We start from the raw sequence: 11,803 nt of genomic DNA, 5'->3' as shown, positions 1-11,803 counted from the left end.
GGCAAATTCACGTGCCTATGCGTGATACCCCTGGTGCGGACGGCGGGACTTGAACCCGCATTCCCAGGGGGAGGCGGATTTTAAGTCCGCTGCGTCTACCGATTTCGCCACGTCCGCGTGGCGCTCCCCTGACCCTTCCGAACGCGCAGGTCAAGATGCGCTGGCGTTCACTGCGCTTTACTGTTCAGCCGTTCGCGCATTTCCTTGCCAGGCTTGAAGTAGGGCACCCGCTTGGCTGAAACAGGAACTTGCTCGCCGGTGCGTGGATTGCGTCCAGTCCGTGCATCCCGCGCACGAGTGGTAAACGCGCCGAAACCGCGCAATTCTACCCGGCCGCCACCCGACAGGCGGTCAACAATCTCTTTGAAGAAGAGGTCTACAATCCTCTCGACCTCTTGAAGGCCAAGGTCCGGATTTTCCTCTGCCAGAGTCTGAATTAATTCCGAGCGTATCATTGGTGCTCCAGCTCCCCCTTCTGGTTCCCAGTTTTGTCATAGTGAGTCCCTACCCACATGACAATTATCCAATGTCGGTAGTTGTTTTCTCATTTTGGGATAGAAAAAGCCCGCCGGAAGAAGTTCCGACGGGCCTATTACTTTAGTTGTATCCGAAGGGATTAGCCTTCGTTCTTGGCCTTCAGCGCTTCGCCCAAGATGTCGCCCAGCGACGCGCCGCTGTCGGACGAGCCATATTGAGCGACTGCCTGCTTCTCTTCTGCAATCTGCAGAGCCTTGATCGAGAAGGTCGGCTTCTTGGCCCGATCGAAGCCGGTAACCAGTGCGTCGAACTTCTGACCGATCTGGAAGCGCTCTGAACGCTGTTCGTCGCGGTCGCGGCCAAGGTCGCTGCGCTTGATGAAGCCGGTTGCGCCGTCGTCGCCAGCCTGGACTTCCAGACCACCGTCGCGAACTTCCAGAACCGTGACGGTGATCGTCTGGTTCTTGTTCAGACCAGCTGCAGCGGCGGTGGTGCCGCCAGCGGCCGGGCCGCCACGCTCAAGCTGCTTCATGCCAAGGCTGATGCGCTCCTTCTCGACGTCGATGTCGAGAACAACGGCCTGAACCGACTCGCCCTTGCGGTGCAGAGCCAGCGCGTCTTCGCCCGAAATGCCCCATGCGATGTCCGACATGTGGACCATGCCGTCCACGTCGCCGTCCAGGCCGATGAATAGACCGAATTCGGTCGCGTTCTTGACTTCGCCCTCGACGGTCGAACCGATCGGGTGACGTTCGGCAAAGCTGTCCCAGGGGTTGTTCTGGGCCTGCTTGAGGCCGAGCGAGATACGACGCTTTTCGGGATCGACTTCCAGAACCAGAACTTCGACTTCCTGGCTGGTCGAAACGATCTTGCCGGGGTGGACGTTCTTCTTGGTCCAGGACATTTCCGAAACGTGGACCAGACCTTCGATGCCCGGCTCCAGTTCGACGAACGCACCATATTCGGTGATGTTCGTGACGCGGCCCGACAGCTTGGCGCCGACGGGATACTTGGCGCTGGCGCCTTCCCACGGATCGCTTTCCAGCTGCTTCATGCCAAGGCTGATGCGCTGGGTGTCGCGGTTGATGCGGATGATCTGAACGCGGACGGTGTCGCCGATGTTGATCATCTCGTTCGGGTGGTTGATGCGCTTGTACGACAGGTCGGTGACGTGCAGCAGGCCATCGATGCCGCCCAGATCAACGAACGCACCGTAATCGGTGATGTTCTTGACGACGCCCTCGATGATCTGACCTTCAGCCAGCGTCTGGATGAGGCCCGAGCGCTGTTCGGCGCGGGTTTCTTCCAGAATGGCGCGGCGCGACACGACGATGTTGCCACGGCGGCGATCCATCTTGAGGATCTGGAAAGGCTGCGGAATGTCCATCAGCGGGGTCACGTCGCGCACGGGGCGGATGTCGACCTGGCTGCCGGGGAGGAACGCCACGGCGCCGTCGAGGTCGACGGTGAAGCCGCCCTTGACGCGGCCGAAGATGACGCCTTCGACGCGAGCATTTTCGGTGAACTCGGATTCCAGCTTGTCCCAAGCGGCTTCGCGGCGAGCGCGGTCGCGCGACAGCATGGCTTCGCCATGGGCGTTTTCGACGCGGTCGACATAGACTTCGACTTCGTCGCCGACCTTCAGGTCAGCCTTCTGGCCCGGCGCGGCGAATTCGCGCAGCGGCACGCGGCCTTCCGACTTCAAGCCGACGTCGATCAGCGCCATGTCGTTTTCGATGCCGGTAACGGTGCCCTTTACGACGCGGCCTTCAAAGCCGCCGTCTTCGCCACCGAGAGAATCATTGAGAAGCGCGGCGAAATCGTCGCGCGAGGGGAATGCCGTAGAGGCCATGGTAGTTCCTTCACTCGTCATTGCTGGCCTACCGGTTGTATCCGGTGGTCTTTCAGGCCAAACCGTCCGCACGGCCGGATTGCCGGGCGAACATCCGTTCGGCCATGTCGGGTGAGACGCTCTTTGGATAAGCGAAAAGGGCGCCCGGGATTCCCAAGCGCCGTCATCGCGTCAGGCCTGTCGCCGACGTTCCAACTGGGCGTCCACCAGTATAATGGCCTGCTGGACGGCGGCGTCTATAGTCAAATTGCTGGTGTCGAGCAAGTCCGCGCCATCAGCCATTCGCAGCGGCGCATGATCCCGGCTCATGTCGCGAGTGTCGCGTGCCTGAATATCTGCGATCAAGCTATCCATGTCTGGGTGTCCGCCATGGGAAAGCGCATCATCATAGCGACGCTTGGCGCGCACGTGAACGCTCGCCGTGACAAAGACCTTCGCATCCGCATCCGGTGCGATCACCGTCCCGATATCGCGGCCGTCAAGTATCGCGCCACCCGGTCGGGTCGCAAAATCGCGCTGTCGCTGGACGAGTGCCTGGCGAACGCTCGGGTGGATGGAAACGCGGGAAGCGAGCGAGCCGACGGCCTCGCTCCGCAGCGCAGGGTCGCAGAGGACTGCATCGTCAAAATCGCAAGCGGAAACCGCATCGGCTTCGTGGTCCGGATCGCCCCCGGCTTTCAGCACAGCAAGCCCGACCGCACGATAGAGCAGGCCAGTGTCGAGGACGGGCAACCCATAATGGCGTCCGAGCGCCTTGGCGATCGTACCTTTACCCGATGCTGCGGGACCGTCCACGGCTATGATCATTGTGCTTTGCCTTTCCGCAACGTCTTGGCGAGACCAATGACGGCTATCACGGCCCAGACGACCTCCAGCGCCATCGATGCGACGTTGAAATGAACCGTCAGTGAGTAGATCAGCAGCAACGAACCGATCAGATTGAGAAAATTGAAGAGCCTGAAGTTCAGCACCTTCGCCACATTGCTGTAGGCGTAAGCAATAACCATGAGGCCGCTGCCAACAAGGCCAACCACGTTGGGAAAATCGAAATTCACGCCATCGCGCCGAGCGTTTGTAAGAGCGCGGTAAAGCCGGGGAAGCTGGTCGCGACCGGGCGCATGTCATCGATGGTGACGCCGTTTTTGGACACAAGACCGGCAACCGCAAAGCTCATGGCGATACGATGATCCAGCTTCGTCGCGATGGGGCCGCCGCCGGGCAGGAGCGTACCTCCGCTTCCCTCGATGACGATGCCGTCCTCCAGTTCCTCCACTCTAACGCCGATGGCGCGAAGGCCCGCCGCCATGGTCGCGATACGATCAGATTCCTTGACCCGCAATTCTTCAAGGCCTCGGAAGGTGCTGCGCCCTTCGGCAAGGGCAGCCGCGATGAAGGCGACCGGATATTCATCGATCATGGAGGGCGCGCGGGCGGGGTCTGGTTCGACGCCCGTCAGGCGGGACGCAGTGACGACGATGTCTCCCACCGGTTCCCCGCCGACTTCGCGCGGGTTCTCGATGACGATGTCGCCGCCCATCTCGCGCAGCAGATCGATCAATCCTGCTCGGGTGGTATTCAGGCCGACATTTTCAATGGTAATCTTCGAGCCGGGGACAAGCAGCGCGGCGACCGTGGGGAAGGCTGCCGACGAGGGGTCGCCGGGTACGGTGATGGCTTGGGGACGAAGTTCGGCCTCGCCTTTTAATGTGATGATCCGTGTTCCATCCGCATCGACTTCTACGTCGAGGTCAGCGCCAAAGCCCTTGAGCATCCGCTCGCTGTGATCGCGAGTCGGAACCGGCTCGACGACGCGCGTGACCCCGGGGGTGTTCAAACCCGCCAGCAAGATGGCAGATTTTACCTGCGCTGATGCGACCGGAAGGCGATAATCAAGCGCCACGGCCGGACAGGCGCCCCGCATGGTGAGCGGTAGCCGTTGTCCAGGGCTGGTGGTGAAGCTGGCGCCCATATGGGACAGCGGCTCGGTGACGCGTTGCATCGGGCGCTTGCTCAGCGATGCATCTCCGATGAAAGTCGCAGTGATGCCATGGCTTGCGATCAGGCCCATGAGGAGGCGGGTCGATGTGCCGCTGTTGCCCATGTCCAAAGCTGTTTGGGGTTGCAGCAATCCGCCCACGCCCACGCCCCGAATGTGCCAGATGCCATCATCGTCTCGTTGGATCTCCGCGCCCATCGCACGCATCGCCGCGGCAGTGGCCAACACATCCTCTCCTTCCAACAGGCCTTCGACGCGGCTTTCCCCAACGGCCAGTGCAGAGAGCATGAGTGAACGATGCGAAATGCTTTTGTCTCCCGGCACCCTTACACTGCCCGCAAGCGGAGGAGAGCTGGAGAAGGTCATGGGAACAGGCTGATCGGAAGAAGTGGTCACGGGTCAATCCGTTTGTCAGGAAACTGAAAAATTGCGCCCGGCTTTTGACAGCGCGGTTCCGCTATGGCAAGGCGCCCGTCGCTTCGCGGGCGACATGGTCGCGCCGCGTGATATTCGTTGAAGCACTCGTAAGAAGGACAAGGCCGGACATGGTCAAGGCTGAATGGGGCACGAAGCGTACCTGCCCGAAATGCGCCACGCGCTTCTATGACCTGGGCAAGGACGACCCGGTCACCTGCATCAACTGCAACACCGCCTGGGAACCCGAACCGGTCCTGAAGTCGAAGCAGCCGCTGCCGTACGAGGAAGCGCCGAAGAAGGTTATCGAAACCGCCGACGGGGAGCTGGAGACGGCAGATGATGATCTGGACCTTGATCTGGACGTTGATGATGATGGCGATTCGCCGGACAATGACGTTGACCTGGGCGGTGACGATGACCTCGGCGTGGATGCCGCCGCCGACGACGGCGACGACGACAATTAAGTAATTTTGTGCTTGCCAAGGAAGTTGCTGCCTCCTAATGGCAGCGACCTCCGAAGCGCCGGTCCCAAGCGGCGCTGACACTGGTAACGGGGCCTTAGCTCAGCTGGGAGAGCGCCTGCATGGCATGCAGGAGGTCAGCGGTTCGATCCCGCTAGGCTCCACCAGTTTTCCGGACGGCCCAAGCCTCACCTGTATAGCCCGGAAGCTATCAAGCGGGTGCTTGCCATCCTATATCGGCCGACGGCTCCATGCCGGACATGGCCTAATCCATTGGGATGCGATATGATGTCGCGCAACGATGGGGCCTTAGCTCAGCTGGGAGAGCGCCTGCATGGCATGCAGGAGGTCAGCGGTTCGATCCCGCTAGGCTCCACCATCTTCCTTCGCGATAGGCTGGCACTAGTCATCAGCGAATGGCAGCTACGCTCGCCAGATCGTGCCTCAGGGCGTGGTGTAGCGTTTGATCGCCATCGCGCTTCAGCAGGTGGTGAGAGGGAGCGCTGGAATAGTGACCCTCCTCCGGCAAACGACGAGATACTTTAGGAACGCTGACCAAGCTGATAGTTGACGCGCATGAGCCGCACGAGAACTGACTTGGTCAAGTTCAAGCTGGCTGCACGAAGCTGTCCATCACACGCTTACGGCCAGCAGTTTCAAAATCTATCTCGAGTTTGTTGCCTTCGATCTCCGCAATCGTGCCGTAACCAAATTTCTGGTGAAATACGCGCAACCCCAGATGCATGTCATCTCGCCCCTTATTGCCGAGGGACACAGCCGACGCGCGCGCTTCAACGATCCGTACGGGTTCGCGGGAGAACTGGCCATTTTGTTGCGCCCGCTGCCAGCCTGGGCCGCGCCCGCTGCCTCGTTGCACGTTGGAGAAGGGATCAGCGCGCTCGGACCAGTTGGCACGCCATAGGGATGCGCCGCCCGCCATGCTGCTTTCCTCCTCGACATGTTCCGGAGGTAACTCGCCTACGAACCGTGACGGGATGGAACTGGTCCACTGGCCATATATTCTCCGGTTTGCGGCATGAAGGATGACGCACAGCTTCCTGGCGCGGGTAATCGCCACATAGGCGAGCCGACGTTCTTCCTCCAGACTGTTGAGACCGCCTTCGTCCAACGCCCGTTGCGAAGGAAAAATACCCTCTTCCCAGCCCGCCAGAAAAACGGTGTCGAATTCGAGCCCTTTGGCCGCATGGATGGTCATGATCGTGACCTTCCGTTCCTCGGCTTGCGCATCATTGTCCATGACTAGCGACACATGTTCGAGGAACGCGCCCAGCGTTTCATATTCCTCCATCGCGCGGGTAAGTTCATTCAGGTTTTCGAGGCGACCTGCGCTTTCGGCTGTGCGTTCTGCCTGAAGCATTGCCGTGTAGCCGCTTTCGTCCAGTATCTGGCGCGCGAGTTCGGCATGGGGAAGTTGGGTCGCACGGTCGCGCCAGCGGGCCAAATCCCCGACAAAGGCGCCAAGGCTGCGGCGCGCCTGCGGAGTCATTTCGTCGGTATCGAGAATTCGTGCAGCCGCGAGCGCTAAGGGTATGGCCTCGGCCCGAGCAAGGCGGTGAAGTTTCTCCACGGCTTTGTCACCTAAGCCGCGCTTGGGAACATTGACGATCCTTTCAAACGCCAGGTCGTCGGCCGGTTGGTTGACGAGACGAAGATAGGCAAGCGCGTCGCGTATTTCGGCCCGCTCATAGAAGCGAAAGCCGCCCACAATCCGATACGCGAGACCGATCTGAATGAACCGATCTTCAAATTCGCGGGTCTGGTGCTGTGCCCGGACAAGGATGGCCACATCTTCCAATGATCGCCCCGAGCGCTCGATCGCCTCGATTTCGTCGCCGACGCGGCGAGCCTCTTCTGGCCCGTCCCAAACGCCGATGACGCGGACTTTCTCCCCGATGTCGATGTCGGTCCAGAGCGTCTTGCCTAGCCTGTTGCCGTTTTCGGCGATCACACCGGACGCGGCGCCCAGGATATGGGGCGTGGATCGGTAATTCTGCTCCAGGCGGACAATCTTGGCGCCCGGGAAGTCCTTTTCAAATCGCAGGATGTTGGCGACTTCCGCGCCCCGCCACGAATAGATGGACTGATCGTCATCACCCACGCAGCAAATATTCTTGCGCTGCTGAGCGAGTAGACGGAGCCAGAGATACTGGCTGCTGTTCGTGTCCTGATACTCGTCCACCATGATATAGCGGAACCGCTGCTGATAGCTTTCGAGCACATCCCGGTGACGCTTCAATATGGTGAGTACATGGAGCAGCAAGTCGCCGAAGTCGCAGGCGTTTACATCACGAAGGCGGGCCTGATAGGCAGCATATAATTTCTGCCCGCGCCCATTTCCGTAAGATTCGCTATCTCCCGCGCTGATTTCGTCAGGCGTCAGCCCCTTATTCTTCCATTGATCGATCAAGCCACCCAGCTGCCGCGCTGGCCAGCGCTTTTCATCAATCCCTTCAGCCTGGATCAGTTGCTTCATCAGCCGAAGCTGATCGTCGGTATCAAGAATGGTGAAGTTCGATTGCAGCCCGACCAATTCGGCATGTCTGCGAAGCATTTTGGCAGCGATGGCATGAAATGTGCCGAGCCATGGCATGCCTTCCACCGCCGGACCGATCATACGTCCGACACGCTCGCGCATCTCGCGCGCGGCCTTGTTGGTGAAGGTGACCGCCAGGATTTCCGACGGATAGGCACGGCGCGTAGCTATAAGATGCGCCAGTCTTGCGGTCAGCGCAGCCGTCTTGCCGGTTCCGGCGCCCGCCAGAACAAGAACCGGACCTTCGACAGTGAGGACGGCTTCCCGTTGCGGCTCATTGAGGCCCTGAAGATAGGGCGGATCATCAGGCGAGGGAGCGGGAAGGGTCATGGTCAACAACTAGGGAGCATGGATAGAGGGAGCAAGGGCCAGTCCCCCCTTGCGACTGAAGACGATCCATGAGAACAAAAGGCGAATCATGCAAGGGGAAAGGCTATGGCCACTGGACGGTGCCAATGTGGTGCGATTCATTATGAGGCTTTGGGCGAACCTGTTTACAGCGCTCTTTGCCACTGCAATGACTGCCGCCGCAGCGCTGGAGCGCCAATGGTTGCGTGGACGCTGTTCGCCGAGGACGACGTCAAGGTGACCGGGGAGCCGACCCTTTATCAATCCTCGAAGGAAGCCACGCGGCACTTCTGCGCCAGATGTGGAACAGGTCTTTTTTATCGCAATGCCACGTCCTTTCCGGGGATGGTCGATATTCAGGCATCAACTTTCGACAACCCCTCGGCCTTTCCTCCCGTCATTCATGTCCAATGGGCCGAAGCTGTACCATGGATGGAGAGGGTCCACGCAATGCCGCATGTCGAACGCTATCCCGACGGGTAGGCGTCATTCGTTTGGTGGCGGCATAGCAACAACTCGTCGTCCATATCGGAACGCGTGCGTCACTTATCCGGTTGTTCCCCCGCCAAAAGGCAGAACGGGTTGATGGAACAGGAAAGGATGACCCATGAAATCGATCATGCTTGCGGGTGCCGCTATGCTGGCTTTTACCAACGGCGCTACTGGCATTGCGATCGCTCAGGGTGCGCCGGAAAGCACGGCTCAGCCCCCAGCCACTGATAGCATGCCGACGGATCCGGCGGTTCCAGCTACGCCTGCGAGCCCTGCAACTGCGGCAGATCCCAATGCTGGTCAGCCGACGGGAGAGGTTCCAGCCGACACTGGCATGATACCCGCAACGCCGGGTATGCCCAAGGACCCCGCCGCGCCTGTGGGCAGTTCGGCCAATCCGGTGACCGTTGGCGGTAACATGACCCCTCCGCCTGCGGGCGGTAAAGACTATCCGCTATGCAGTCGTACGGTACAGGATAGCTGCATCAATCCAGGCGAGGCGCCGCGTTCGAAGAAGATGGCGCGCAGGCATCGCTGACCGGAGAAACGGTGCCGGGCAGGGCAGCGATCAGCGCTGCCAGCCCGGTCCTGTCTTTGGCGGCGTCCGCCAGGCTGTGCTGGTCGAGTACCGCCAGAAAAGCTGTAGTTGCGGCCTTCAAAATGCCCGATAGGCCACAAGCGGCGCGGAGGCCGCAGCCTGCGCAGTCTGCCAGGTTCATGTCCGTTTCGGTGTGACGGACAACATCCCCCAGCCTGATTGCTTCAGGAGCGCGGGCAAGGGTGAAGCCGCCGCCTCTGCCGCGCCGGGTCAGGATGAACCCGCCTTGGCCGAGGTGGTGGACGACTTTCATCAAATGATTGCGCGAAAGAGCGTAGGCGTCGGCGACCTCGGGGATGGTTGCGCGACCTGTTGGCGTGACGGCCAGATGGATGAGGACGCGCAGGGCGTAGTCGGTGTGGCGGGTCAATTGCATGAGGGAATGCGTTAATTGAACGGGGTTTGCAGATCAAACATGTAGCTTGTTTACATGTTTAAAGATGTACCGTAAAGGCGTCTTTACCGAGTCTCTAGTTCAAAGGGGTGCATATATGAGCCAGCTCAGCGCTGAAACCATCGCGATCGTCAAGGCAACCGCTCCCGCGCTGCGGAGCCATGGGGTGGAGATCACGACCGCCATGTATGCGCGCCTGTTCCAGGATGCGTCGATCAGGGACATGTTCGATCAGGCGGCACAGGACAGCGGCGAGCAGCCCAAGCGGCTGGCCGCGGCGATCCTGGGCTATGCCGAGAATATCGACAAGTTGCAGGCGCTCACCGGCGCGGTCGAGCGCATGGTGCAGCGGCATGTCGAAACCGGCGTGAAGGCCGAGCATTATCCCAAGGTTGCCGAAGCACTGCTGCCCGCGATCCGCGATGTGCTGGGCGCGGAAGTTGCCACGGACGCTGTGCTGGAAGCGTGGGGCAAGGCCTATTGGTTCCTCGCCGAGATATTAATTGGCAAGGAAGCGCAGGCTTATGAGGATGCTGAGGCTGCTTGATTGATGGGTGGATGGGGATGCCTCCTGGGGCGTTCCCCTCTCCCTAGCCCTCTCCCCTAAAGGGGAGAGGGAATCGCTCTTAACAGGGTCAGGCGGGCTTTGCCGACGTCGCGGGTTGCGTCGATGGTGAAGCCCTTGACCGCCACATCTTCGCGGCGATCGGTTTCGATGCTGATCCAGGTCGCGGGGCCGGTCCAACCCAGACGGCTTAACTTGTCGAGAGCGACGACGCCTGCGCCGCTGTTATAAGGCGGGTCCATGAAAATGAGGTCCAGCGGTTTCAACGCGGGGCCGAGCGACAGGACGCTGCTCTGGCGGATGTCCGGCCGGATGCCGAGCTTGTCGCCATTGGCGCGGATCACATTCAGAGCCGCCTGATCCTGTTCAACGAAAAGGCAGCTAGCCGCACCACGGGACAGGGCTTCAAAGCCCAAGGCGCCCGATCCTGCAAAGAAATCGCCGACGGCCAGCCCTTCAAATGATCCGATGCGGCTCACGAGCATGGAAAAAAGCGTTTCGCGCGTACGGTCGGCCGTGGGGCGAGTGGCGTCGCCCTTGGGAGCTGCCAGCGGGCGGCCGCGCCATTGGCCTGCGATGATTCTCATGATTGGCGTCCATGCAGAAGGAAAGCCCTGAGACAAGCGCAGGGCGAACGGGTTGAGCTTCAGGATTTGGGCGTCTTCAAGCTCTTGCGGAAGACGATGAGGTCGTGCTGGCGCACTTCCTCCACCGCGCCCGACGCGAGCTCGCCGAGGTGGAAAGGGCCATAGCTGGTGCGGATGAGGCGGCTCACCTGTAGGCCCAGATGCTCCAGAACGCGCCGCACTTCGCGGTTCTTGCCCTCCGTGAGGGTCATTTCGATCCACTGGTTGCGGCCGGTGCGGCGTTCCAGATTGGCTTCGATCTGGCCATAGCGAATGCCGTCAATCTCTATGCCCATAAACAGGTCTTCAAGCTGGGCTTGGCTGATTTCGCCAAAGGCGCGGGCGCGATAGGTGCGCGGCACGCCGGTCGCGGGCAATTCCATCTGCCGCTTGAATTCGCCATCGGTGGTAAGGAGCAGCAGCCCCTCCGTGGTCATATCCAGACGGCCGATGGGCATGAGGCGGGGCAGGTCGGCGGGCAAGCGGTCGTAGATGGTGGGACGGCCGCGCGGATCGCGCTCGGTCGTCAAATAGCCCGACGGCTTGTGAAAGAGGAAGAGACGGGCGGGAGCGGGTTGCGCCACCGGGTTGCCATCCACCGCCACGCCATTGAGCGAGGTCAGCAGGGTCGCCGGGGTCGAGATCAATTGGCCATCGAGAGTGACCCGGCCTTCCTCGATCATCCGTTCTACTTCCCGGCGCGAGGCGACCCCGGCGCGGGCGAGCAGCTTTGCGATGCGTTGCGGTTCGTTCGTGCCGCTGGCGGCAGCGGCCATGCGCGCCGGATGGGGATTTGCTGGCTTGGCCGGAGCAGCGCTTCTTTTCTTGAAAGGCGGACGGGCAGGGCGCGACGAACCGGCGGGCTTGCCGTCCGTGGGGCGCCGGGGGCCGCCCGGTCCTGTCCTGCGCGGCGGTGCTGATTTTTTCGGCGGCTCCACGCTCGGTTCCTTTTAACGAAGCGACGGCATTCCCATATCGGAGATGCCGGGAAAATGACGAATAGTGCCGTCCTGTCGCCGAGTG

13 protein-coding genes and 3 tRNA genes are annotated in these 11,803 nt (G+C 60.9%); 6 read left to right on the top strand and 10 right to left on the bottom strand.

Going from position 1 to position 11,803, the window contains the following annotated elements; translation table 11 throughout:
- Positions 1–31 precede the first annotated feature (31 nt).
- The 6 genes from ACZ5U1_RS04795 to aroA form a co-directional block, all read right to left on the bottom strand.
- Positions 32–117 (bottom strand) — tRNA-Leu (locus ACZ5U1_RS04795).
- A gap of 50 nt (positions 118–167) precedes the next feature.
- Positions 168–455, bottom strand: coding sequence for an integration host factor subunit beta (locus ACZ5U1_RS04790; RefSeq protein ID WP_196226199.1), 288 nt, complete (start codon positions 453–455; stop codon positions 168–170).
- Between the two features lie 161 nt (positions 456–616).
- Positions 617–2,329, bottom strand: coding sequence for a 30S ribosomal protein S1 (gene rpsA / locus ACZ5U1_RS04785; RefSeq protein WP_464779601.1), 1,713 nt, complete (start codon positions 2,327–2,329; stop codon positions 617–619).
- A 171-nt stretch (positions 2,330–2,500) separates the two neighbouring features.
- Positions 2,501–3,136 carry a (d)CMP kinase gene (gene cmk / locus ACZ5U1_RS04780; RefSeq protein ID WP_464779600.1) on the bottom strand — a complete coding sequence of 212 codons (636 nt, stop codon included), beginning with the start codon at positions 3,134–3,136 and terminating at the stop codon, positions 2,501–2,503.
- Complete coding sequence (locus ACZ5U1_RS04775; protein ID WP_464779599.1) at positions 3,133–3,384, bottom strand: CBU_0592 family membrane protein; 252 nt, start codon at positions 3,382–3,384, stop codon at positions 3,133–3,135. The genes cmk and ACZ5U1_RS04775 overlap by 4 nt, the downstream gene beginning before the upstream one ends.
- Positions 3,381–4,721, bottom strand: coding sequence for a 3-phosphoshikimate 1-carboxyvinyltransferase (gene aroA, locus ACZ5U1_RS04770; RefSeq protein ID WP_464779598.1), 1,341 nt, complete (start codon positions 4,719–4,721; stop codon positions 3,381–3,383). Before aroA ends, ACZ5U1_RS04775 begins: the two co-directional genes overlap by 4 nt.
- Positions 4,722–4,870: 149 nt before the next feature.
- On the opposite strand from aroA, the gene ACZ5U1_RS04765 reads away from it, so the two are divergent.
- The 3 genes from ACZ5U1_RS04765 (at position 4,871) to ACZ5U1_RS04755 (ending at position 5,582) form a co-directional block, all read left to right on the top strand.
- On the top strand, positions 4,871–5,206 hold the full coding sequence (locus ACZ5U1_RS04765; protein WP_196226195.1) for a TIGR02300 family protein: 336 nt from the start codon (positions 4,871–4,873) through the stop codon (positions 5,204–5,206).
- Between the two features lie 88 nt (positions 5,207–5,294).
- Positions 5,295–5,370 (top strand) — tRNA-Ala (locus tag ACZ5U1_RS04760).
- A gap of 136 nt (positions 5,371–5,506) precedes the next feature.
- Positions 5,507–5,582 (top strand) — tRNA-Ala (locus ACZ5U1_RS04755).
- Positions 5,583–5,810: 228 nt separating this feature from the next.
- Here ACZ5U1_RS04755 and ACZ5U1_RS04750 read toward each other — a convergent pair.
- Positions 5,811–8,087 (bottom strand): ATP-dependent helicase, encoded by a 2,277-nt coding sequence (locus ACZ5U1_RS04750; RefSeq protein WP_464779597.1) that lies wholly within the window; start codon positions 8,085–8,087, stop codon positions 5,811–5,813.
- Between the two features lie 105 nt (positions 8,088–8,192).
- On the opposite strand from ACZ5U1_RS04750, the gene ACZ5U1_RS04745 reads away from it, so the two are divergent.
- Together ACZ5U1_RS04745 and ACZ5U1_RS04740 are read left to right on the top strand one after the other, a co-directional pair.
- Positions 8,193–8,588: a GFA family protein gene (locus ACZ5U1_RS04745; RefSeq protein WP_464779596.1), complete on the top strand. Its 396-nt coding sequence runs from the start codon at positions 8,193–8,195 to the stop codon at positions 8,586–8,588.
- Between the two features lie 124 nt (positions 8,589–8,712).
- On the top strand, positions 8,713–9,135 hold the full coding sequence (locus ACZ5U1_RS04740; RefSeq protein ID WP_464779595.1) for a Fe-S oxidoreductase: 423 nt from the start codon (positions 8,713–8,715) through the stop codon (positions 9,133–9,135).
- Here ACZ5U1_RS04740 and ACZ5U1_RS04735 read toward each other — a convergent pair.
- Positions 9,083–9,571, bottom strand: coding sequence for an Rrf2 family transcriptional regulator (locus ACZ5U1_RS04735; protein ID WP_464779594.1), 489 nt, complete (start codon positions 9,569–9,571; stop codon positions 9,083–9,085). The genes ACZ5U1_RS04740 and ACZ5U1_RS04735 overlap by 53 nt on opposite strands.
- 115 nt (positions 9,572–9,686) lie before the next feature.
- On the opposite strand from ACZ5U1_RS04735, the gene ACZ5U1_RS04730 reads away from it, so the two are divergent.
- Positions 9,687–10,136 carry a globin domain-containing protein gene (locus ACZ5U1_RS04730; protein WP_464779593.1) on the top strand — a complete coding sequence of 150 codons (450 nt, stop codon included), beginning with the start codon at positions 9,687–9,689 and terminating at the stop codon, positions 10,134–10,136.
- A gap of 56 nt (positions 10,137–10,192) precedes the next feature.
- Here the strand turns inward: ACZ5U1_RS04730 and rsmD are convergent, their stop codons facing one another.
- Together rsmD and ACZ5U1_RS04720 are read right to left on the bottom strand one after the other, a co-directional pair.
- Positions 10,193–10,741, bottom strand: coding sequence for a 16S rRNA (guanine(966)-N(2))-methyltransferase RsmD (gene rsmD / locus ACZ5U1_RS04725; RefSeq protein WP_464779592.1), 549 nt, complete (start codon positions 10,739–10,741; stop codon positions 10,193–10,195).
- Positions 10,742–10,800: 59 nt separating this feature from the next.
- The gene (locus ACZ5U1_RS04720) at positions 10,801–11,718 is read right to left on the bottom strand and encodes a pseudouridine synthase (RefSeq protein WP_464779591.1); all 918 of its coding nucleotides are present in this window, start codon (positions 11,716–11,718) and stop codon (positions 10,801–10,803) included.
- Between the last annotated feature and the right edge of the window lie 85 nt (positions 11,719–11,803).

The sequence above is a fragment of the Sphingobium sp. TomTYG72 genome (assembly GCF_055394715.1).
Note: the sequence above shows the minus strand (reverse complement) of the source record. Positions and strands in the feature narration are given on the sequence as shown.